The organism is Halomonas sp. NO4 (assembly GCF_010994375.1).
Taxonomy (GTDB): Bacteria; Pseudomonadota; Gammaproteobacteria; order Pseudomonadales; family Halomonadaceae; genus Halomonas.
The window spans coordinates 1-22484 of record NZ_WHMA01000041.1; the positions used below are offsets into that span (position 1 = coordinate 1).

Consider the following 22484-nt stretch of genomic DNA (forward strand, 5'->3'; position numbering starts at 1 on the left):
GCGCCTGGGCCGACGCCCTGGCCGATGCCGCCCCGGCGGAGTCCGCCGCCCTGGCGCTGATGCGCCGCGCCCTGCTGATTCCCGCCGCCCTGGTGGCGCGCGTCGCGCCCGAGCGGCGCGCGGCGGTGGCCGCCGAGGTGGCCGACGGCACCCTGCTCGAGGTGCCCGTCGAGGCGGCGGCGCGCTGCCAGGAGGCACGCGGCCTGCTCAAGCGCATCAGCGAAGCACGCATCCCATTGGAGGACGCCTTCGACAGCCGCTTCATCCTGTTCCGCGAGCCCGACGGACTGCGTGAGCACGTGGCGGTGGTGATCGGCGCGCCCGAGACGGCCGCCGGGCCGGTGCCGCTGCGCCTGCACTCCGCCTGTCTCACCGGTGACCTCTTCGGCAGCCTGCGCTGCGACTGCGGCGAGCAGCTGCGCAACGCCGTGGCCGAGATCGAGGCGCTGGGCGGCGGGGTGCTGCTCTACCTGGCCCAGGAGGGGCGCGGCATCGGCCTGGCCAACAAGCTGCGCGCCTATACGCGCCAGGACGCCGGGCTGGACACCCTGGACGCCGACCACAGCCTGGGCTTCGCCGAGGACGAACGGCGCTACGCCGTGGCGGTGGACATGCTGGCCTCGCTGGGCATCCGCCGGGTGCAGCTGCTCACCAACAATCCCGGCAAGATCGCCGCCCTCACCGACGGCGGCATCGAGGTGGCGTCGCGCCAGGCGCTCTACGGTACCCTCAACGACCACAACCGGCGCTACCTGAGCGCCAAGGCGGAGCGCGCCGGCCACATGCTGGAGGGGGTACTCAACGGGAAGGCGAGGCAGCGCTGAACGGCGGGGCTCGGTACGTCTCCTCGATGACGCGCGCCAGCGCCTCGCCGTAGTGCCCGGCCAGCCGGGCGCCAAGCTCGGCCGTGCCCAGGGCGGCATTGCCGACCACGCCGCCGGGGTGCAGATCCTCGGCCAGCCAGGCAAAGGGAGCCGCGCCCTCGGGCCCCAGCAGAGAGCCTTCCTCGGCCATGGCCTCGCCGCGGGAGGGCGGGTGGTCGAGGGCATCGAGGCGGACCTTGTGCGGGGCGAAGTGGCGCATCAGGGCCGTCTCCAGCGCCCCGCCGTGCAGGCCGTGGCGCCATTCCGCCTCGGGCAGCGCGTTGCGCAGCGCGGGCGGTGGCGCCAGGCGCGGGTAGTGTACCTTGACCACCCGCAGGGCGTGGCGACGGCGCAGCGCCAGGGCGGCGAGATCGATCACCGCGTTGTTGCCGCCGTGGCCGTTGAGCAGCACCAGTCTCGACAGTCCGGCTCTTGCCACGCCGTCGCCCAGCGCTTCCAGGGTGGCGATGGCGGTGGCTGGCGGAAGGCTCAGGGTGCCGGGAAAGCTCAGGTGCTCGTCGCTTACACCCACGGCCAGGGCGGGCAGCACCACCAGTGGCAGGTCGTCGGGCAGGCGCGCCAGGGCGGCGGCGAGCAGTCCTTCGCCGATGTCGAGATCGGTGGCCAGCGGAAGATGGGCGCCGTGCTGCTCGATGGCGCCCACTACCGCCACCGCCACGCTGGCGGGGTCGAGGCGGGCCAACTCCCGGCTGGTGAGGTCCCCCCAGCAGGGAAAGCGGGATTCGCTCATGTTTGGCTCTCCTGGACGACTGAAGATCGGGCCGTCAGATCAATCCGGCGCGCATAGAGATCGCCGGAGGCGAGCCCCTCGGCGCCGGCGGCAAGCCATGCGCGGGCCGCCGAGGCGGTGCGCCACTCGGCCCAGCGGAAGCCTCGCCCCTCGCCGGCAATGGCGTTGAAGCGGTAGTCGCCCAGTGTCGCCAGGCGCGCCACGCACGCCTCGGCCACCGCGAGAGCGCCGCTGACGAACTCCACCGAGAGGGCGGGGAGTGCTCGGCTCAGGCCGGCGAGCACTTCCGCCTCGAAGCCCTCCACGTCGATTTTGCAGAATTGCGGCTCGCCGTAGGCGTCGATCAGGGCGTCCAGGGTGGTTACCGGCACCCTGACGCGTGCCTCCCAGCGTACCTGACGGAAGCCGGGGTTGCGTGCGGCGAGGGCGTCGCGCCAGCCCTCGGCCAGGGTGGAGACGGTGGGCGTGGCGTGGCTCACGGCGAGCTCGGCGTGGCCCGGCGCGGCCCCGGCGGCGCTTGCCAGCAGGGTGACGCCGGGCCGGCCCCCCACCAGGTGGCTCAGCCAGGCGTGGAGTGCCGGCTGCGGTTCCAGGGCTACCACTCGGGCGCCCAGCCCGGCGAAGGCGGCGGTGCGATCGCCGAGGTGAGCGCCCACGTCGAAGGCCAGATCGCCGGGGCCCAGGAAGTCGGCGTAAAGCCGGCGCAGGCCGCGCTGACGGCCGGGTCGCCAGTAGATGACCAGCGACCGGGCGATGCCCAGGCCCTGGCGCAGTCGGGTGGCAAGACGGCGGTGACTCATCGTGTCCCCTTCCGGCTCGGTCGGCGTGTCAGCGTCTGCTCGGGCATGGTCCGCGGTGCCTCAGGGGGTGGTGGCAATGGGGTGTCCTCGGGGTGGCCAGTCGGCGCCGGGGCGGACGTCAGCAGGGCGGTGTCCGCTGCCGGACGGTGCGTGGCCAGTAGTCCCCGTCGCGTGAGCGCGTCGGCGCGGGCACCGCTGAGGCGCACCAGCAGCGGGGCGAGGGCGAGCCCCGCCCAGATCGGGGCCAGCCACCAGAAGAGCATCGGGGCGTAGGCGAGCACCGCCGCCGCCCAGACGACCCCTAGCGCGGCGAACGGCGCCGTCTGGCTCAGCGCAGCACGCCAGGGCACCGGCCGGCCCTCGCGGGGCTGGGTCGTCCAGGCGATGCGGCCGCCGGCCAGCACCTCGAGGACGAAACGGCTGTGGAAGGCCATCATCAAGGGGGCAAGCAGCACGGCGACCAGCGCCTCGGCCAGCGCCGAGGCGATGAGGCGCCAGGTGCCGCCGAATGCCGCGGCGCGCCGGACCAGGGCCAGCGTCAGCCCCATCAGCTTAGGGACGAAGAGCAGCGCCAGGGTGAGGGCGAAGAGAGTGGCAATCAGCTCGGGATGGGCCTCGGGCCACATCGGGAAAAGCTGCGCCTCCTCGCGGAAGTAGACCGGTCCGTGGCGGGCGCGCAGGGCGGCATCGAGGCTGCCCAGCGCGAGGATGGCCAGCCACAGCAAGGAGGCGACGAAGGCCATGGCCCCCATCACGAAGTGCAGGCGGCTCAGTGCGTGCAGGCCGGGAACGGCGAGCAGGCGCAGGTGCTGCAGGTTGCCCTGGGTCCAGCGGCGGTCGCGGCGCGCATAGTCGATCAGGTTGCCGGGCATCTCCTCGTAGCTGCCCCCCAGGCGGGTGTCGAGCTGCACCTGCCAGCCGCCACGGCGCAGCAGCGCGGCTTCCACGAAATCGTGGCTGAGGATCTCGCCGCCCAGAGGCGGGCGGCCCGGCAGCGGCGGCAGCCCGGCACAGGCGGTGAAGGCCTCCAGGCGCAGGATGGCGTTGTGCCCCCAGTAGTTCGCGGTGTCGCCCTGCCAGGCGCTCTGCCCGGCGGCGAGCATCGGCGCGTAGAGGGCCGCGGCGAACTGCGAGAGCCGGCCGAACAGCGTGGTCTGGCGCGCGGGCAGCGGCACCGTCTGGATCAGCGCCACGTCCGGTCGCGCTTGCAGGGCGCGCGCCAGGGCTACCAGGCAGTCGCCGGTGAGGCGGCTGTCGGCATCGAGGCCGATCAGGAAGTCGTAGCGCCCGCCCCAGCGGTGGCAGAAGTCGGCGAGGTTGCCGGCCTTGCGGCCGCGGTTGTCGGCTCGGCGCCGGTAGTGCAGGGGCAGGCGTCCCGCCAGGCGGCGTTGCAGCGCGGCGATGGTCGCGGCTTCCTCAGCCGCGATGGTCGGGTCGGTGGTGTCGCTGAGCACGAAAGCCTCGAAATGGTGGGCCTCGCCGGTTTCGATCAGCGACTCGACGGTGGCCTCCAGGGCGGCGACCACTTGGGCGGGGGCCTCGTTGTGGATCGGCATGGCGAGCACGATGCGTTGGCGCAGCGGCATGGTCGCCTCCTGGGTCCGGGCGGGCAGACGTGCCAGGGTGAGCGGATCACGGCGCGTCAGGCAGAGCACGAAGCCGGTCAGCGCCGACCAGAAGGCCAGGGCGATCCAGGTGAAGGTGAGGGAGAAGAGTCCCAGCAGCACCAGTTCGCGGACGATCAGGCCGTCGGCGGCGAGGATGCGCGCCATCAGACCGGCACCGGCCAGGGTGGTGGCACACACGGCCAGGGCCAGCAGGGCGCGGCGCACGGCAAGACCGGGCAGGGGCGCGGCGGCGGTGCCGGTAGACTCAACGCGACTCGGAGGGGTACCAGACATGGTTCCAGGTCTCGCTGATCACGCGGTCTCGCAGGGAGAGGTACAGACGCAGATCGGCGGGCTGCTCGCCAGCCGGGTCTAGGCGAAAGGAGGCGCGCCAGCCGCGCCCCTTGGGCAGCGGCCGCGCCTGCAGGTCGCGCACCTCCCCCTGGCTCGCCGTGAGATTGACGGTGACCGGCTGATCCGCCCCCAGGCCCGTGAGCTCGCCGCCGCGGAAGTCCACCAGGAAGTGGCGGCGGCTGGCCGGCGCGGGTTCGGCGCGCCCGGGCACCCCGCCCCACCCCTGGCGGGTGCGTATCACCCGGGCCAGGCGCTGCTCGGGCAAGGTGGCGCCAAAGGTGTGGGTGCGGTAGCGCAGGGTGCGCGCTTCGCCCTCGTGCAGTGGCGCCTCGGCGACCCAGTAGGCGACGATGTTGTCGTGGGTCTCGTCGGGGGCGGGGAGTTCCACCAGCTCCACGCCGCCGGGGCCCCAGTCGTCCAGCGGCTCCACCCACTGGCTGGGGCGGCGCTCGTAGCGCGCCTCGAGGTCGAGGTAGTGGGCGAATTCGCGGCTGCGCTGCACCAGGCCGAAGCCGCGCGGCCCGTCGTCGCGCAGCGAGGTGACGCGCAGCTCGCGGGGGTTGCTGAGCGGCCGCCAGATCCACTCGTCGCCGGCGGTGTGCATGAGCAGGCCCTCGGAGTCGTGCACGTGGGGGCGATAGTCGTCCACCGGTCGCGGGGTGGTGTCGCCGTGGGCGAACATGCTGGTGAGCGGCGCCACGCCGAGCTTCTCCACGTCGCGCCGGGCGAAGAGGCGGGCCTCGACGGTGACCGCGACGTTCCGCCCCGGGGCGATGTCGAAACGGTAGGCGCCCGCCAGCGAGGGGCTGTCGAGCAGCGCCAGCACCGTCATCCGGGTGGCGTCAGGGGCGGGCTTGACCAGCCAGAACTCGCGGAAGGCGGGAAACTCCTCGCCGCCGGAAGTGGCGACGTCGATGGCCAATCCCCGGGCGGAAAGCCCGTAGCCCTGGTCGCGCCCCACCAGGCGGAAGTAGCTGGCACCCAGGAAGACGGCGAACTCGTCGTGGTAATCGGCACTGTTTAGCGGATAGTGCAGGCGAAAGCCGGCGTGGCCGGCGCCGACGAGGTCCGCCTCGGCCAGTCCCGCGGCGGCGTCGTCGTAGCGGAAGCGCGCGGGGTCGAAGTCGAGGGGACGGGTTTCGCCGTCTTCCACCACATGCAGTTGCACTGGCGCATCGAAGAGAAAGCCGGTATGGAAGAGCTGCACGCTGAACAGGCCCTCGTCGCGCCACAGGGCTGCCTCGGGGCGGAAGCGGATCTGGCGGTAGGTGTCGTAGTCGAGATCGCGCAGCGCCTCGGGCAAGGCCCCCTGTTCTTCACGGTAATCGGCCTCGGCCCGGGCCTGGGCCTGTTCGGTGACTCGGTCGAAGAGGGCCGCCACCTCGGCATCAATGGTGGCCTGGGCGCTGCCGGCAAGCAGCAGCGCCAGACCGGACAGCAGGGGTATCCGCAGCATGGGTCCCTCCTCCCGGGTTGCGTGGGTTCCTCGGCTCCAGTGTCGTCGCTCTGCCCGCATCCTGCACGGCGGCACCGGTGTCGGGCTGCAAGTGATACGATAATTGTACGATATTTATTCAGTGTACACATTGTTGCGCTGCGCTACCCTGCACAGAGGTCGCGAGTGTGACGGAAGGCGAACGATGCATGCGGAGAAGGGGAGTCGATGCGCAGGGCAGTGATGGGCGTCTTGCTGCTCAACGGGCTGCTGCTGGTGCCGTTGTGGCTGCGCTACGGTGAGCTCGGGACAGGCTGGGTCGCCCTGGAGGCGCTGCTGCTGGTAGCGGCGCTCGCGCTGCTGCCGGCGCGGGCGGCCAGCCGGCGGCTGGCCTGGCCGCTGGCCGCCGTGGTGTTACTGGGCGTGCTCGTCGGCCTGGGCGATGCGGCCACCTATCAGGCGCTGGGGCGCTCGCTCAACCTCTATCTGGACTGGCCGCTGCTGCGCTCGGTCTATGACCTGCTGGCGGGCACCCTCGGTACACCCCTGGGGCTGCTGGCAATCCTGGCCGGCGTGGCGGTGCTGGTATGGCTCGCCTGGGGGCTCAAGCGCGTGCTGGCGGCCCTGCCCGGCACGGCGCGGCGGGGCCCGGCGCGTCTGCTGGCCGCGGCCACGGTGGTGGCCAGCGCCGCCCTGCTGGTGGCGCAGTGGCAGCACGTCCGGCCGCTGGTGGTGACCCGCGCACCACTGGTCGATACCTTCAGCTTCCAGGCGCAGCAGCTGATTGCGACCCATCGCGCGCGCCTCGCCTTCGCCGAGACCCTGGCCGAGCGCCCCGGCGAGACGCGGCCGCTGCCGGGGCTTGCCGGGCGCGACGTGCTGCTGATTTTCGTCGAGTCCTACGGTGTGAGCGCTCTCGCACAGCCGCGCTATGCCGAGGTGGTGGGGCGGCGGCTTGCGAGTCTGACGCCGCGCCTCGAGGCGGCGGGCCTGGCGGCGGTGTCCGGAACCCTGGCGGCGCCGGTGCGCGGTGGCCAGTCGTGGCTGTCGCATGCCACGACGCTCTCCGGGCTGTGGATCGACAACGACCTCTGGTATCGCCTGCTGCTCGACAGCGAGCGTCCGACGCTGGTCGACGACTTCCGCGCCACCGGGCATCACACCCTGGCGGTGATGCCGGCCATCACCCGAGCCTGGCCGGAGGGCGAGGCCTACGGCTTCGACGCCATCCATGCCGCGGCGGATCTCGACTACGCCGGGCCGGCACTCAACTGGGTGACCATGCCCGACCAGTACACCTTGCATCGCTTTGGGCAGTCGCTGCGGCCCGCCGAGGGGCCGGTGTTCGCGCAGATCGCCCTGATCAGCAGCCATGCGCCCTGGACGCCGATCCTGCCGGTGTTGGAGGAGTGGCAGGCTCTGGACGACGGTCGCGTGTTTTCACGCTGGGCCGAGGCCGGCGAATCCCCCGAGGTGCTGTGGCAGGACCCCGAGCGGGTGCGCGAGCACTATGCCCGTGCGGTGGCCTACTCGCTGGAGGCGAGTCTCACCTGGATCGCCGAGCATGTCGCCGACGACAGCTTGGTGATCCTGCTCGGCGATCATCAGTCGGCACCCCTGATCACCGGCGACGCCGCCAGCGACGGGGTGCCGGTGCACGTCATCGCCGGCGATCCGGCATTGCTCGCCCCCTTCCGGGCTCGCAGCTTCGTGCCCGGCCTGCTGCCCCCCCAGCGAGACAGCCATCCCGGCATGCACCGGCTGCGCGACTGGCTGCACGAGGAGTTCGGCTCATGATGACCCCGGTGATCCTGGCCGGCGGCGCCGGCACACGGCTGTGGCCGCTGTCGCGCCACCAGCGCCCCAAGCAGTTTCTCTCGCTGCTCGATGACGCGCCCCTGCTGGCCGCCACCCTGGGACGGCTCGAGGGGCTGACTCACGCGCCGCCCATCGTCATCTGCCACGAGGATCACCGCTTTCTCGCCGCCGAGCAGCTGCGCCGGGCCGGCGTGGCCGATGCCACCCTGCTGCTCGAGCCGGAAGGGCGCGGCACCGCCCCGGCCATCGCCCTGGCGGCGCTGCTCGCCGAGCGGCGCGGCTTGTCCCGCCCCCTGGTGGTGCTGCCCGCGGATCACAGCATTCCCGACCGCGCCGCTTTCCAGGCGAGTCTCGCCCAGGCGCTCGAATTGGCCGAGCGGGGTTGGCTCACCACCTTCGGCGTCGTGCCCGACCGCGCCGAGACCGGCTACGGCTACATTCGCCCCGGTGCACCGCTTCCCGAGGGTGGCCGACGGGTGGCGGCCTTCGTGGAGAAGCCCGATGCGGCCACCGCCGCGGCGCTGCTCGCCGAGGGCGAGTGCTGCTGGAACAGCGGGCTCTTCGTGCTGCGGCCGGACCGCTACCTGGACGAGCTGGCCCGGCAGGCGCCGGCGATGCTCGACGCCTGTCGCCGCGCCATGACCGCGGCCGCCGTCGACCGTGACTTTCTGCGGCCTGGCGCCGAGGCCTTCCGGGCGAGCCCCGAGAGCAGTATCGACGTGGCGGTGATGGAGCGTACCGAGCGTGCCGCCATGGTGCCGCTGGCCGCGGGGTGGAGCGACATCGGTTCCTGGCAGGCGCTGTGGGAGGCGCTCCCCCACGACGCCGACGGCAACGCCCTGCACGGCGAGGTGCGTTGCGCGGCCAGTCGTAACCTGCTGGTGCATGCCGAGGGGCAACTGGTAGCCACCCTGGGGGTGGAGCACCTGGCGATCGTCACCACGGCGGACGCTGTGCTGGTGGCCGACCGCCGCCGCGGCCAGGAGCTGCGTCAGCTGGTCGACCGATTGGCTGCAGAGGGGCGAGCCGAAGTGGCCCAGCACGCCATCGTGCATCGCCCCTGGGGGCGCTACCGCATTCTCGAGGCTGGGCCGGGCTACCAGGTCAAGCACCTCACCGTGAAACCCGGCGCGCGGCTGTCGCGCCAGTACCACCACCACCGCGCCGAGCACTGGGTGGTGCTCACCGGCACGGCGCGGGTGACCTTGGACGACGACGCCTTCAGCCTGGCGGCGAACCAGTCGGTCGACATCCCCCTGGGGCGCGTGCACTGCCTGGCCAACCCCGGCGAGGGTGACCTGGAGCTGATCGAGGTGCAGTCGGGCGACTACCTGGGCGAGGACGACATCGTGCGCCTGGACGACCGCTACGGGCGCGACGCCCTTCAGTAGATCCGGAAGGCGCCGTGGTCGGGATGGCCCTCCTGCTCCTGGATCACCTTGCGGTAGCGCTTGTACTCCCACTGGTACTGGGCGGGGTCGAGGGCGATGGCGGCTTCCACGCAGGCGTTGACGCCGGTGGCCGACTCACCCTCGTCGCGGGCGTAGACGCGGTCGTCGGCGGCCAGGAAGTGGATGGCGAAGCCGCGGCCGGGCAGACGGCGCGCCACGCCGGTGACCACCCGCGCCTCGGTGCGCGCCACCAGCTTGGGCAGCAGGGTTGCGGTGTAGGCGAGCCGACCGAAGAAGGGAGCGAAGACGCCGCTGCCCCAGGAGGGCTCCTGGTCGGGCAGGATGCCCACCGCCTCGCTGCGCTTGAGCGCCTTGAGCAGCGCCGCCACGCCGCGCGGGTTGGTGGGGACCAGGCTCGCGCCCCGGCGTTCGCGGCCCTGGCGGGTCACGCTGTCGAGGGGGGCGATCTTGGGCGGCTCGTACATGGCGGTAAAGGGAAAGTGGCTGGAGAGCCAGAAGTTGAGCACCTCCCAGTTGCCGAAGTGGGGAGCGAGCACGATGACGCCGCGCCCCTCGGCGCGCGCCTCGTCGAGCAGTTCGCGGCCGTGCACCTCGAGGATGGCGGCCTCGACCCGCTCGGGTGGCGCCATCCAGGCCAGGCCCAGCTCGAGCATGGTGGCCGCCGAGTGGGTGAGGCTCTCGCGCGCCAGGCGACGGCGCGCCGCGGCGCCCAGCTCGGGGTAGACCTGGGCCAGGTTGACCTCGGTGACCTCGCGCTCACGCCGGCTGATGCCATGCACCAGGGGGCCGGCGAAGCGCGACAGGCGCCACAGGCTGGACAGGCGGCGGTTGGCCAGGGCGCGCCAAAGGGTAGTGATGGCGCGGGCCTGAAGGGCGGCGAGACGGGGATAGCGACGGGCCATGGGGCTCAGATCAACCAGGTGGCAACGTCGTCCGGGGCGCGCTGCTCCTGGAGCCGCTTGAGCCCCTTCACGCAGCGGATCACCAGCCAGATCACCGCTAGCAGCCAGGTGACGAAGCCGATGAGCACGAAGGTGAGCAGCCCCGAGACGCCGAAGTAGAGCACGCCGATCCAGAAGGTGCGGATCAGGAAACGGTAGTGCTCGTCGAGCCACGCCGGCCCTTCGCCGCGGTAGACATAGGCGATCACCACGCCCACCAGGGCGGTGAGACCGCCGCTGACGATGCCCGCCAAGAAGAGGGCGTAGACGACGATGGGCAGGGTGATGTCGGGGCGTTTGCCGGGTTCGGCGACCACCCGCTCGTGTTGCGTCGAATCGTTCATGGGGCTCCCGCTGCGACGACGATGACAGGCGCCAATGATACCGGCCGTGGGCGACAATGCCAGCCGGGGGCAGCGTCAGGACGTGGCGTCGGTGCTATTGCTGCGTGCCGGGCGGCTGATCTCCAGCAGGTTGCCGTCGGGGTCGCGCAGGTAGAGCGACTCGATGGGGCCGGTGGCGCCCTGGCGCTCCACCGGGCCCAGCTCCACGGCCACGTCGAGCGCCTCCAGGTGGCGCGCCACCTCGTCCAGCGGCAGCAGGCTGCGCAGGCACAGGTCGAGGCTGCCGGGGGTGGGCGTGGCGGCGCGCGGCTCAATGTCGGTGGCGGTCCAGTGCAGGCGCAGGGCGATGTCGCCGAGCATCAGGTCGACCCGCTCGCGGTCGCGGTAGCGCACCTCGAGCCCGAGCACCCGGGTGTAGAAGTCCACGGCGCGGGAAATATCGGTCACGGTGATGACCAGATGGTCCAGACCTGACAGCATTCGTTTCTCCTTGGAGGAAGGTTCTGGCACAGAGGATACGATGATGCAGACTTGCCCGCTATGCGCATCAAGCGACTGCCTACCCTATCACCGCGATGCGCGACGCGAGTATCACCAGTGCCGGTGCTGCGATCTGGTGTTCGTGCCGCCGGAATACCATCTCTCGCCGGCGGCGGAGAAGGCCGAGTACGACAAGCACGAGAATCACCCCGACGACCCGGGCTATCGGCGATTCCTGTCGCGGCTTGTCACGCCGCTCCGCGAGCGGCTCGCGCCCGGCGCGCGGGGGCTCGACTTCGGCGCCGGCCCGGGGCCGACGCTGTCGGTGATGTTCGCCGAGTCGGGTCACCCCATGGCGCTCTACGACCCCTTCTATGCGCCGGACGATCGCGTACTGAATGGCACGTACGACTTCATCACCGCCACCGAGGTGGTGGAGCACCTGCACGCCCCCGGCCGCGAGTTGACGCGACTGGCGGCGCTGCTCGTTCCTGGCGGCTGGCTGGGGATCGTGACCAAACGCGTGCGCTCCCGGGAGGCCTTTGCCGGCTGGCACTACATTCAGGACCCGACCCATGTCGGCTTCTTCAGCGAGGCCACCTTTCGCTGGCTGGCGGATCGCCTGGAGATGCGACTCGAGCTGCCGGCGGCGGACGTGGCGCTGCTTCAGAAACGCTAGATTCTTCCGTTTTTCCACCCTTCTCTGGCAAGAACCACCGTCCCCGTGCGGGGCATGCGCAAAGCTGATTGACAGCGGGGCCGGCGGGCGTATGATTCGCGCGCCCGGACGGATAAGGGATCGCTTGTTTGCCGAGCCGGCCGGGCGAGCGCTTTCTGGCCGTGTCTGCCACCCTTCCTTCTGATCGAATCCTGCTTCGCGAGGCCTCCTCATGTCGCGGCAACTGCTGGCCATGGCCCTGGCGCCCCTGCTGGGGCTGTTCATACTCGGCATCGGCAACGGTTTCCTGGCCACGGTGATCACCCTGCGCCTGGATGCCGCCGGCGAGTCGGCGGTGGTGATCGGCTGGGTCTCCTCGGCCTATTTCATCGGCCTGGCACTGGGCGCCATGCTCAACGACCGGCTGCTGCTGCGTATCGGCCACATCCGCGCCTACGGCAGCTTCGCCTCCCTGGTCGCGGTCACCGTGCTGCTTCAGGGGCTGGTGGCCGAGCCCTGGGCCTGGTTCGGCCTGCGCCTGATCGGCGGCTGGGCCACGGTGGGCGTCTACCTGGTCATCGAGAGCTGGCTGCTCACCGCCGGTGAGGCGAAGGTGCGCGGGCGGTTGCTGGCGCTCTACATGATCTCGCTCTATGCCGCCGGCGTGCTCGGCCAGCTGCTGCTCGGCGTCACCGAGTCCATGGGCGGTTCGGCGTCATTCATCGTCATCGGCATGCTGGCCTCGCTCTCCGTGCTGCCCATGGCGATGATCCCGCGTGTCTCGCCGCTGATCGACAAGGCCGAGCCGCTCTCGCCGCTGCGCCTGATCACCCTCACTCCCACCGGGGTGATGGGCAGTTTCGGGTCCGGTCTGGCGGTGGCCGCCGCCTATACGCTGCTGCCGCTCTACCTGCAGCGCGTCGGTTTCACGGTGGACCGCGTTGGCCAGATGATGGCCGTGGTGGTGCTTGGCGCCCTGCTGCTGCAGTACCCGGTGGGGCGCTGGTCCGACCGCCACGATCGGCAGATGGTGCTGATCCTGATCGGCGCCTTCTGCACGGCGATTGCCGCAGCCGTGCTGCTGATGCCGATGACGCCTTGGCTGCTGGCGGGACTGCTGTTCCTGCTCGGCGGCGGCATCTTCTCGCTCTACCCGGTGGCCGTGGGCCACGCCGCCGACCGTGCTCCCGCCGGGGCGCTGGTGCGCATGAGCCAGGGGCTGCTGCTGATCAACGCCATCGGCTCGGCGCTGAGCCCTTCGCTGATCTCGCCGCTGATGGTGGCCATGGGCGATGCCGGGCTGTTCTGGGCCTTCGGCGGCCTGGGGCTCTTCCTGGTCGCCTTCTTCGCCTGGCGGCGCAGCGTGCGCCCAGCGCCGGTACCGGTGGCGCCGTTTTCGCCGACCGCGCCCATGTCGTCGGCGGGAGCCGAGCTGGTGGTCACCGAGAAGCTGGTCCAGGGGGCCATCGAGCACGAACACGTGGAAGACCTCTCCCAGGCCGTGCCCGAGGTGGCGGTGGCCGAGCCGCTGGTGGGCCCACCGCCGCCCGACGAGGCGCATATTGCCTACTATGACCAGGCCGTCGCGCCGTCGAGCGAGGACGATGCCGGTGGGGAGGCGGAAAAAAACCTGTCAGGTTCATCCCCGACAACCCCGCGCGGCTGACCGGAACTCTCGGTGGCTGCGGATTCCCGACGCCCGGTGTCCTGCACCGGGCGTCGGCGCTTCACTCATGCGACATTGGGCTAATGGTTAACGCGAAGTAGGGAATCTACTATCGCTGCTATCATTTTCCCTGAGGTGTCGCCATGGTTCCCTTCTCTCCCCCCGTTCGTGACCTGCGTTTCGTGCTCGAGGAGCTGCTCGAGCACCGTTCGCTCGCGCTGCCCGACTTTGCGGAGGCGAGTCCCGACCTGGTCGAGGCGGTGATGGAGGAAGCCGCGAAGCTCGCCGGCGAGGTATGGGCGCCGCTCAACGCCAGTGGCGACCAGCAGGGCTGCGCCCGCCGCGACGACGGCGGCGTGACCCTGCCCGACGGCTTCGTCGAGGCGTACCGGGCCTACGCCGAGGGGGGCTGGAACGGTATCGGCGTGACCGAGGCGCAGGGCGGTCAGGGCCTGCCCGAGGTGGTGGCGAGCAGCGTGCAGGAGATGCTGCACGGCGCCAACATGGCCCTGGGCCTGTGCCCCATGCTCACCGCCGGCGCCATCGAGGCGCTGGCCCACCACGGCAGCGACGAACAGAAGGCCTCCTACCTGCCCAAGCTGGTCGAGGGCTCCTGGACCGGCACCATGAACCTCACCGAGCCCCAGGCCGGCTCCGATCTCTCCAAGGTGCGTACTCGCGCCGTTCCCGAAGGTGACCACTACCGCCTCACCGGGCAGAAGATCTTTATCACCTGGGGCGAGCACGATGCCGCCGAGAATATCCTCCACCTGGTGCTGGCCCGCACGCCGGACGCGCCCGAGGGCAACAAGGGGATCTCGCTGTTCCTGGTACCCAAGTTCCTGGTGAATGCCGGCGGTACCCTGGGTGAGCGCAACGACGTGACCTGCGCGTCCATCGAACACAAGCTGGGCATCCACGGCTCGCCCACCTGCACGCTGAGCTTCGGCGAGAACGACGGTGCCGTCGGCTACCTGGTGGGCGAGGAGGGGCGCGGCCTCAACCACATGTTCACCATGATGAACGAAGCGCGTCACAAGGTCGGCATCCAGGGTATCGGCGTGGCCGAGCGTGCCTGCCAGCACGCCTTCGCCTATGCCTCTGAGCGCGTGCAGGGCAAGGCGCGCGGTCGCGAGAGCACCATCAGCGAGCACCTCGACGTGCGCCGCATGCTGCTCTCCATGCGCGCGCGCACCGACGCCCTGCGTGCCCTGGCGCTCACCTGTGCCGCCGAGCTCGATGTGGCGCGCCACGGGGACGATGAGGAAGCACGTCGTGCCGCCCAGTCGCGAGTCGACGTGCTGATTCCGGTGGTCAAGGCCTTCTCCACCGATCAGGCCGTGGAGATCGCCTCGCTGGGTGTGCAGGTGCACGGCGGCATGGGCTATATCGAGGAGACCGGTGCCGCCCAGCTGCTGCGCGATGCGCGCATCGCGCCGATCTACGAGGGCACCAACGGCATCCAGGCCCTGGATTTGGCCGGACGCAAGCTGCAGCGCGACGGCGGTGCGGCACTGGCGAGCCTGATCGACGACGTGGAGCACACCGCCCAGGCGCTGGCCGCGAGCCCCGAACTCGCCTACCTGAGCCACGGCCTGGCCGCCGGTGTGGCCGACCTGCGCGCGGCACTGGCCCGGGTGCTGGAACAGGGCGCCAACCCCGACCACGGCCCGGAGGCCGTGCAGGCCTATGCCACGCCTTTTCTGAGCCTGGTCGGCCATGTGTTGTGCGCCTGGCAGATGGGGCGGGCCGCCTTCAAGGCCGAGGCGGCGATCCAGGCCGGCAACCGCGATCCGTTCTACGCTGCCAAGCGGGCCAGCGCCGACTACGCCATTCGCCACTGGTTGCCGCTGGGGCGTGCCAACCGGGCGGTGATCGAGGCCGGCATGGAGACGCTCGTCGCCTTCGATGCCGCCGCCCAGTGACCCTTTTTCCGCGCCGACTCCCATCGGCGCTTTTTTCCGCTGACTTCCCCCCAAGCCATTGACGCGCTACGTCAACGCCGCGACAACCGGAGCCCACCCACCATGAACGACAGCATCTTCGAGCAGGGCCTGCCCAAGACGCAGGCCAACCATGTGCCGCTCTCGCCGCTCACCTTCATCGAGCGCAGCGCAGCCATCTATCCCGACTATCCGGCGGTGATCCACGGCGAGATCCGCCGCGACTGGGCCGAGACCTGGAGCCGCTGCCGTCGGCTCGCCTCGGCGCTCGAGAAGCGTGGCCTGAAACCGGGCGAGACGGTGGCGGCGATGCTGCCCAATGTGCCGGCGATGTTCGAGGCGCACTTCGGCGTGCCGTTGGCCGGCTGCGTGTTGAACACCCTCAACATCCGCCTGGATGCCGAGGCCATCGCCTACATGCTCGAGCACGGCGAGGCGCGGGCGGTTCTGGTCGACCCTGAGTTCGCCCCGGTCATCGAGCAGGCGGTGGCCCAGCTCGCCATCAAGCCGCTGGTGATCGACGTCGACGACGCTTTGTTCGAGGGCGAGGCGCGGCGCATCGGCGCGGTCGAGTACGAAGCCCTGCTCGCCGAAGGGGATCCCGAGCACCCGTACCGACTGCCCGATGACGAGTGGCAGGCGATCTCGCTCAACTACACTTCCGGCACCACCGGCAAGCCCAAAGGCGTGGTCTACCACCACCGCGGCGCCTACCTGAACGCGGTGAGCAATATCCTCGAGTGGGCCATGCCGCACCATCCGGTCTACCTCTGGACACTGCCCATGTTCCACTGCAACGGCTGGTGCTTCCCCTGGACCATCGCCGCCAATGCCGGGACGAGCGTCTGCCTGCGCCGGGTCGACCCCAAGAAGATCATCAGCCTGATCGCCGACGAGAAGGTGACCCACTTCAGCGGTGCGCCCATCGTCCTCAACGGCCTGGTCAACCTGCCGGCCGAGGACAAGCGCGACTTCGACCACCCGGTGAAGGTCACCACCGCCGGCGCCGCGCCACCCGCCTCGGTGATCGCCGGCGTCGAGACGATGGGCATCGAGGTGACCCACGTCTACGGCCTCACCGAGGTCTACGGCCCGGTGACGGTGTGTGCCTGGCGCGAGGCGTGGGACGAGCTGCCGCTGGAGCAGCGGGCGAAGATCAAGGCGCGCCAGGGGGTGCGCTACCACATGCTCGAGGCGCTGTGCGTGGCCGACCCCAACACCCTGGAACCGGTACCCAAGGACGGGACGACCATCGGCGAGATCCTGATGCGTGGCAACAACGTCATGAAGGGCTACCTCAAGAACGAGGCGGCCACCGAACAGGCGCTGGAGGGCGGCTGGTACCACACCGGCGATCTCGCCGTCTGGCACCCGGACGGCTACGTGGAGATCAAGGATCGCTCCAAGGACATCATCATCTCCGGCGGCGAGAACATTTCCACCATCGAAGTGGAGGATGCCATCTACGGCCATCCCGCCGTGGAGGAGGCCGCCGTGGTGGCCAAGCCCGACGAGAAGTGGGGCGAGACACCCTGCGCCTTCGTCAAGCTCAAGACGGGCTACGGCGAGATCACCGAGGCGGACATCATCGCTCACTGCCGCGAGCACCTGGCCGGCTTCAAGGTGCCCAAGACGGTGATCTTCACCGAGCTGCCCAAGACGTCCACCGGCAAGATCCAGAAATTCGTGCTGCGCGAAGAAGCGCGCAAGCAGTAAAGGGGAGAGACAGCATGAGTCAACAAGCGATCGGCGTCGTCGGCGCCGGCACCATGGGCCAGGGCATCGCCCAGGTTCTGGCCGCCAGCGGCTTTCCCGTCCAGCTCTACGACGTGGCCGACGAGCAGCTCGCTCGGGCCCGTTCAGCCATCGACAAGGGGCTGGGCAAGCTGGTGGCCAAGGAGAAGCTCAGCGAGGTGGAGCAGCGCGCCGCCCTGGAGCGGCTCGCCACCACTACCGCCCTGGATGCGCTGCGCGACTGCGCGGTGATCATCGAGGCCGCTCCCGAACAGCCGGCGCTCAAGGAGAAGCTGTTCGGCGACCTCAGCCGCCTCACTCACGAGGCGATTCTGGCCTCCAACACCTCGTCGCTGTCGCTCACCCGCCTGGCCGCGGTGTGCGAGCGCCCCGAGCGTGTGGTGGGGATGCACTTCTTCAACCCGGTGCCGGTGCTGAAACTCGTCGAGGTGATCCGCGCCGAGCAGACCAGTGACGCCACCGTGGCGCGCATCGAGGAGCTGGCCAAGGCGCTGGGCAAGACGCCGGTGGCCATCGCCGACTCGCCGGGGTTCGCCGTCAACCGCCTGCTGGTGCCGATGATCAACGAGGCGGCCTTTTTGTTGCAGGAAGGGGCCGCCACGCCCCAGGCCATCGACGAGGCGATGAAGCTCGGCGCCGCCCACCCCATGGGGCCGCTGGCGCTGGCCGACCTGATCGGCCTGGATGTGTGCCTGGCGATCATGGAGGTGCTGCAGGAGGGCTTCGGCGACCCGAAGTACCGCCCCTGCCCGCTGCTCAAGCGCATGGTGGCCGCTGGGTATCTCGGGCGGAAGAGCGGTCGGGGCTTCCACGTCTACGAGTAGGAGAGCGTCGATTCACGACGGCGCTCGACAAAAGAGGGGATTGCCGACCAACCAAGCGTTCGCTAGGGTTGAGCGGCACTCTCCCAACAACGACCCCAACAACGACGGCAGGAGCCCCCATGAGCGAGAATCTGATCGAAGTGGTCGATAACGACGGCGTCGTGCGCCTGACCATCACCCGCCCCAAGGCGCTCAACGCGCTGAACAGCGCCGTGCTCACCGAGCTCGAGCGCGTGCTCACCGAACTGGAAGCCCGTGACGACCTGCGTGCCGTGCTGATCACCGGCGCCGGCGAGAAGTCCTTCGTCGCCGGCGCCGACATCGCCGAGATGCGCGAGAAGACCCCGGAGGAGGCGCGCGCCTTCGCCAGCCAGGCGCTGCGCACCATCAAGCGGCTCGAAACGCTCCCGGTGCCGGTGGTCGCCCTGGTGAACGGGTTTTGTCTTGGCGGCGGCTGCGAACTGGCGCTGGCCTGCGACTGGGCGGTAGCCAGTGACAACGCCGTGTTCGGCCAGCCCGAGGTGCTGCTCGGGGTGATCCCCGGCTTCGGCGGCACCCAGCGCCTGCCGCGTCGCGTTGGCCCGGCCATGGCGCTGGATCTGTGCACTACCGGGCGCAAGATCGACGCCCAGGAAGCGCTGCGCATCGGCCTGGTCAACCGCGTGATGCCTCAGGCTGAGCTCGAGGCGTACGCCGAGGAGCTCGCTCAGCAGCTCGGCGGCAACGGCCCGCGGGCGGTGCGTGCTGCCAAGCAGGCAGTGCACGACGGCATGGACCAGGACCTCGACAGCGCCCTGGCCTTGGAGACTGCGCTGTTCGCCTTCTGCTTCGCCGGTGACGAACAGAGCGAAGGCATGGGCGCCTTCCTGGAGAAGCGCAAGCCGGACTTCTGAGGCGAAGGTAAGACTGCCGATCCAACAGGGCCGTGGCGATACAGCCATGGCCCTGTTCTATCTGACGTGAGACGTCTCAGGCTGTGTCGCCGCCCTCCAGCGACGCCATGTCGATGACGAAGCGGTAGCGTACGTCGCCCTTCTCCATGCGCTCGTAGGCCGTATTGATCTCCTGAATATCGATCATCTCCACGTCGCAGGTGATGCCGTGCTCGGCGCAGAAGTCGAGCAGCTCCTGGGTCTCGGGGATGCCGCCGATCAGCGAGCCGGCCAGCACGCGGCGCTTGAACACCAGGTTGAAGCCTTCCAGGGCCGGTTCGATGGGATCGAGTAGCCCGACCAGGATGTGGGTGCCGTCGTACTTGAGCGCGGCCAGGTAGGGATTGAGATCGTGCTGCACCGGCACGGTGTCGAGCATGAAGTCGAAAGTTTCGGCCACGGCCGCCATCTGCTCGTCGTCGGTGGAAACGACGACATGATCGGCACCATGGCGCCGGGCTTCCTCGACCTTGGCGTCAGAACGGGTGAACACCGTCACCTCGGCGCCCAACGCCTTGGCCAGCTTGACGCCCATGTGGCCGAGGCCACCCATGCCGATCACCCCCACCTTGTGGCCGGCCTTGACGCCGTAGTGCTTCAGCGGCGAGTAGGTGGTGATGCCGGCGCACAGGATGGGCGCGGCGGCGGCGAGGTCGAGGCCCTCGGGCATGCGCAGCACGAAGTGCTCGCTGACCACGATGCGGTCCGAGTAGCCGCCCTGGGTGAAGGTGCCGTCTTGCCGGTCGTCGCTGCCATAGGTCATGGTGAAGCCCTCGAGGCAGAACTGCTCGACGCCGTCGCGGCAGGGCTGGCAGTGACGGCAGGAGTCGACCATGCAGCCCACGCCGACCAGGTCGCCGACCGCAAAGCGCGTCACCTCGTCGCCCACGGCGGTGACGCGGCCGACGATCTCGTGGCCGGGCACGATGGGATAGCGGGTCATGCCCCAATCGTTGCGGGCGAAGTGCAGGTCGCTGTGGCAGACGCCGCAGTAGAGGATCTCGATGGCGACGTCGTCCGGGCGCGGTCGACGGCGCTCGAAGGCGAAGGGGGCCAGGGGCTGGTCGGCCGCGTGGGCCGCATAGGCGCGGGTCTGGCTCATGCGGAAGTCTCCTCTCGATGGGTGATACTTCGGGGCGAGGCAGTGGCCCCATTATTGGTCGAGAGGCGCAGGGCGACGACCAACGATCCTCCGGGATATTTGCTCATTCCTCCGAGGGCGTGCCGGTTTTTGGCGCCAGGGCCGAGAAAACCGGCATAATTCGACGCGAGCCGGAAATCGGTCCGGAAACAGGGAGAGCCCAGCATGCAGGCATCGCAGGCCCAGACCAACGAGCTGGCCGAGCTAATTGCGCCGCTGGTCGAACGCGACGGCTACACCGCGACCCCGCTACCGGCGGTATCGCTGATGGCCCTGCACGGGCCGCAGCCGCGAACCCCGCTGCTCTACGAGCCGAGCCTGATCGTCGTCGCTCAGGGGCGCAAGGTCGGTCATCTCGGCGACCGGGAGATCTACTATGGTCCTGGTCATTACCTGGTGCAGACGCTGCCGTTGCCTTTCGAATGCGAGACCCATGCCTCCGCCAAAGTGCCGCTACTCGGCGTGTCGGTGCGCCTCGATCCGGCGCTGCTCAGCGAGATGGTGATGACCATGGGCGAGGCCTCCCAGCCGGCCGGCGACAGCGCCGTCCCCATGGATGCCGTCGTTATGACGGTGGGTATGCAGGGGGCGGTTCAACGCCTGGTGCAGTCGCTGCATGATGCGGCGGAAACGGCGGCGATGGGCGAGGCCCGGGTGCGCGACGTTGTCTTCGAGGCGTTGAAGGGAGAACAGGGCGCCGCCATGAAGGCACTGGTACTCAATCAGGGGCACTATTCGCGCATTGTCCAGGTGCTCTCCCGGTTGCATGCCAACTACGCGGAAGCGGTCTCGGTGGAAGCACTGGCCAGCGAAGCGAACATGAGCCCCTCGACCTTTCACCAGCACTTCAAGCGGATCGCCCACGCCTCGCCACTGCAGTACCTGAAGCGGCTGAGGCTGATCAAGGCGCAGCAGCTGCTCGTCCAGGAGGCCTGCAACGTGAGTCAGGCTGCCGCGGCGGTAGGCTATCGCAGCGCGGCGCAGTTCAGCCGCGACTACCGGCGCTATTTCGGGGTTCCGCCACAGCAGCACCGCCGGGAAGAGCGGGCGCTGCGCGTTTCTTGATAAGCGCGGTCAGGGCGCCGGTTCACGCGTCTCGCGCCGCAGCCGGATCATCCGCGTGGCGATGGCGGTGCCCGCCAGGGTGATCGCCATGCCGGCGAGCACCTGCAGGCTGAGGCGCTCGCCGAGCAGCACGAAGCCCCATACCAGCGCGCTCACCGGCACCAGGAAGGTGACCGTGGAGGTGGCGGTGGCACCGGCGCTGGCGATCAGGCCGAAGTAGAGCAGGAAGGCCGCGGTGGTGCTGAGCACGGCCAGTGCCAGGGCGTTGGCCCAGGCCAGGCCGCTGACCGGTTCGGCGGGCCACAGTATCAGCCCCGGCACCAGCAGGATCAGCGCCGACATGGCGGTGCTGCCCGCGGCCAGCACCCGCACCGGCAGGTGGGCGAGGTAGGTCTTGGAGTAGTTGCCGGCGATGCCGTAGCAGAAGGTGGCGCCCAGCACGGCGAGGATGAACCAGCCGTCGCCACCCAGGGCGAAGTCGAGGCGGTCGGCCGAGAGCACGTAGACTCCGAACAACGCCAGGGCCAGGCCCAGGTACTGCTGGCGCAGGATCGGCGTGGCGAAGAACAATGCACCCAGCAGGGCGGTGAAGATCGGCGTGGTGGCGTTGATCAGCGAGGTGAAGCCCGCCTCCAGCCGCGTGGTGGCGAGTGCCAGCAGCGAGAAGGGCAGCACGTGGTTGACCAGCCCCAGCAAGAACAGCCGGCTCCGGTTTTCCCACACCAGCCGCAGGTAGCGCACGCTGAGCAGCAGCGGCACCAGGAAGAGCGCACCCACGCCCATGCGCACCAGGATCAGCGGCACCGGTCCGAACTCGGGCACGGCCACACGCATGAAGATGAAGGAGAGCCCCCACAGCGAAGAGAGCAGCAGCAGGCGCAGCGTATCGGCGGGTGACATGCGACGTCCTTGTTGAGAGTGGGGAATAAGGATAAGCAGGTTAGGCGTCTCTGGCGAGAAGTGGTAGCCGAAGGGCATGCGCCGCCGTTATCGGTGATCACGGTCCGGCTGTTCTCACCCTTGATCGGTCTGTCGGTTTGTCAAGGAGCGCCTACAGTGGGAGAGGGTGTCTGGCAAAGGGTGGCCGGGATGGTGTGGATCGAAATGCTGGGCTGGCTAGCGGCTGCCCTCAATCTCTGTGCCTATGGCGTGAAGACAATGCTGCCGCTGCGGATGCTGGCGGTGGCATCGAGCCTCTGTTTCCTGGTGTACAGCGTGGTCAATAGCATCTATCCGACCATGATGATGCACCTGTTGCTCCTGCCGCTGAACAGTGCCCGGCTGTTTCAGTTGCTGATCCAGTACCGCAAGGCCCGCCGTGCCTGGCAGGAGGAGGGCACCCTCGACTGGTTGCGTCCTCTGCTGCGCCCGACGTACCTAGCGGATGGGGACTATGTCTTCCACAAAGGCGATGCTCCCGAGTACCTCTACTACCTGGATGTCGGCAGCGTGGAATTGGAGGAAATCGGGGTCGTGCTCGAGGCGGGTGAACTCTTCGGAGAGATCGCCTTTTTCACCGATGCCCGCGAGCGCACCTTGTCGGCTCGTTGCCGCGGGTCCTGTCAGATCATGCGTATCAACGAGAATGACTTCATGCGGCTGTACTATCAGAATCCGGCATTCGGCGTTTTTCTGACCTGATTACGCATAAGAGTCAGCCATCTTCAGGAACCGGTACGGCATCGGCGGCGTTCT

At 69.6% G+C, this 22484-nt stretch carries 20 protein-coding genes; 11 read left to right on the forward strand and 9 right to left on the reverse strand.

Translation table 11 applies throughout. The annotated features are described in order from the left end of the window. A partial coding sequence (locus FEF15_RS17135; RefSeq protein WP_163560380.1) for a GTP cyclohydrolase II occupies positions 1-824 on the forward strand: 824 nt, incomplete at its 5' end. Here the strand turns inward: FEF15_RS17135 and FEF15_RS17140 are convergent. From FEF15_RS17140 to FEF15_RS17155, 4 genes are read right to left on the reverse strand one after another with little or no spacing between them, the layout of a single operon-like run. Further along, on the reverse strand, positions 799-1614 hold the full coding sequence (locus FEF15_RS17140) for a creatininase family protein (RefSeq protein WP_163560381.1): 816 nt from the start codon (positions 1612-1614) through the stop codon (positions 799-801). The two genes, FEF15_RS17135 and FEF15_RS17140, sit on opposite strands and share 26 nt — an antisense overlap. Then, positions 1611-2414 (reverse strand): FkbM family methyltransferase, encoded by an 804-nt coding sequence (locus tag FEF15_RS17145; protein WP_163560382.1) that lies wholly within the window; start codon positions 2412-2414, stop codon positions 1611-1613. The genes FEF15_RS17140 and FEF15_RS17145 overlap by 4 nt, the downstream gene beginning before the upstream one ends. Further along, positions 2411-4315 (reverse strand): glucans biosynthesis glucosyltransferase MdoH, encoded by a 1905-nt coding sequence (gene mdoH / locus FEF15_RS17150; protein WP_163560383.1) that lies wholly within the window; start codon positions 4313-4315, stop codon positions 2411-2413. Before mdoH ends, FEF15_RS17145 begins: the two co-directional genes overlap by 4 nt. Beyond that, positions 4287-5831 (reverse strand): glucan biosynthesis protein, encoded by a 1545-nt coding sequence (locus FEF15_RS17155; RefSeq protein WP_163560384.1) that lies wholly within the window; start codon positions 5829-5831, stop codon positions 4287-4289. Before FEF15_RS17155 ends, mdoH begins: the two co-directional genes overlap by 29 nt. 207 nt (positions 5832-6038) lie before the next feature. Here FEF15_RS17155 and FEF15_RS17160 point away from each other — a divergent pair, with 207 nt between their 5' ends. Both FEF15_RS17160 and FEF15_RS17165 read left to right on the forward strand, forming a co-directional pair. Then, entirely contained in the window at positions 6039-7607 is a 1569-nt protein-coding gene (locus FEF15_RS17160) for a sulfatase-like hydrolase/transferase (protein ID WP_163560385.1), read from the forward strand. Beyond that, entirely contained in the window at positions 7604-9019 is a 1416-nt protein-coding gene (locus FEF15_RS17165) for a mannose-1-phosphate guanylyltransferase/mannose-6-phosphate isomerase (protein WP_163560386.1), read from the forward strand. The genes FEF15_RS17160 and FEF15_RS17165 overlap by 4 nt, the downstream gene beginning before the upstream one ends. Here the strand turns inward: FEF15_RS17165 and FEF15_RS17170 are convergent. From FEF15_RS17170 to FEF15_RS17180, 3 genes are all read right to left on the reverse strand, one after another. Beyond that, a complete protein-coding gene (locus FEF15_RS17170; protein WP_163560387.1) occupies positions 9013-9942 on the reverse strand; it encodes a lysophospholipid acyltransferase family protein in 930 nt (309 codons plus the stop codon). The two genes, FEF15_RS17165 and FEF15_RS17170, sit on opposite strands and share 7 nt — an antisense overlap. Positions 9943-9947: 5 nt before the next feature. Continuing rightward, positions 9948-10325, reverse strand: coding sequence for a hypothetical protein (locus tag FEF15_RS17175; RefSeq protein ID WP_163560388.1), 378 nt, complete (start codon positions 10323-10325; stop codon positions 9948-9950). A 75-nt stretch (positions 10326-10400) separates the two neighbouring features. Beyond that, the gene (locus FEF15_RS17180) at positions 10401-10805 is read right to left on the reverse strand and encodes a VOC family protein (RefSeq protein ID WP_163560389.1); all 405 of its coding nucleotides are present in this window, start codon (positions 10803-10805) and stop codon (positions 10401-10403) included. Positions 10806-10845: 40 nt separating this feature from the next. Between FEF15_RS17180 and FEF15_RS17185 the strand changes: the two genes are divergently transcribed. From FEF15_RS17185 to FEF15_RS17210, 6 genes are all read left to right on the forward strand, one after another. Then, positions 10846-11484, forward strand: coding sequence for a class I SAM-dependent methyltransferase (locus FEF15_RS17185; RefSeq protein ID WP_163560390.1), 639 nt, complete (start codon positions 10846-10848; stop codon positions 11482-11484). A 211-nt stretch (positions 11485-11695) separates the two neighbouring features. Continuing rightward, positions 11696-13129 (forward strand): MFS transporter, encoded by a 1434-nt coding sequence (locus FEF15_RS17190; RefSeq protein WP_163560391.1) that lies wholly within the window; start codon positions 11696-11698, stop codon positions 13127-13129. 143 nt (positions 13130-13272) lie between these two features. Next, entirely contained in the window at positions 13273-15054 is a 1782-nt protein-coding gene (locus FEF15_RS17195) for an acyl-CoA dehydrogenase (RefSeq protein ID WP_163560392.1), read from the forward strand. Positions 15055-15156: 102 nt separating this feature from the next. Further along, positions 15157-16788 carry an acyl-CoA synthetase gene (locus FEF15_RS17200; protein WP_163560393.1) on the forward strand — a complete coding sequence of 544 codons (1632 nt, stop codon included), beginning with the start codon at positions 15157-15159 and terminating at the stop codon, positions 16786-16788. Between the two features lie 14 nt (positions 16789-16802). Next, positions 16803-17651 carry a 3-hydroxybutyryl-CoA dehydrogenase gene (locus FEF15_RS17205; RefSeq protein WP_163560394.1) on the forward strand — a complete coding sequence of 283 codons (849 nt, stop codon included), beginning with the start codon at positions 16803-16805 and terminating at the stop codon, positions 17649-17651. A 119-nt stretch (positions 17652-17770) separates the two neighbouring features. Continuing rightward, the gene (locus FEF15_RS17210; protein ID WP_163560395.1) at positions 17771-18544 is read left to right on the forward strand and encodes an enoyl-CoA hydratase-related protein; all 774 of its coding nucleotides are present in this window, start codon (positions 17771-17773) and stop codon (positions 18542-18544) included. 76 nt (positions 18545-18620) lie between these two features. On the opposite strand, the gene FEF15_RS17215 is transcribed toward FEF15_RS17210, so the two are convergent. Further along, positions 18621-19685, reverse strand: coding sequence for an NAD(P)-dependent alcohol dehydrogenase (locus FEF15_RS17215; RefSeq protein WP_163560396.1), 1065 nt, complete (start codon positions 19683-19685; stop codon positions 18621-18623). A 204-nt stretch (positions 19686-19889) separates the two neighbouring features. Between FEF15_RS17215 and FEF15_RS17220 the strand changes: the two genes are divergently transcribed. After that, positions 19890-20789, forward strand: a complete 900-nt coding sequence (locus tag FEF15_RS17220; RefSeq protein ID WP_163560397.1) for an AraC family transcriptional regulator — start codon at positions 19890-19892, stop codon at positions 20787-20789. Between the two features lie 9 nt (positions 20790-20798). Here FEF15_RS17220 and FEF15_RS17225 read toward each other — a convergent pair whose 3' ends face one another. Continuing rightward, positions 20799-21689 (reverse strand): DMT family transporter, encoded by an 891-nt coding sequence (locus tag FEF15_RS17225; protein ID WP_163560398.1) that lies wholly within the window; start codon positions 21687-21689, stop codon positions 20799-20801. 189 nt (positions 21690-21878) lie between these two features. Here FEF15_RS17225 and FEF15_RS17230 point away from each other — a divergent pair, with 189 nt between their 5' ends. Continuing rightward, a complete protein-coding gene (locus FEF15_RS17230) occupies positions 21879-22430 on the forward strand; it encodes a cyclic nucleotide-binding domain-containing protein (protein WP_163560399.1) in 552 nt (183 codons plus the stop codon). Positions 22431-22484 lie beyond the last annotated feature (54 nt).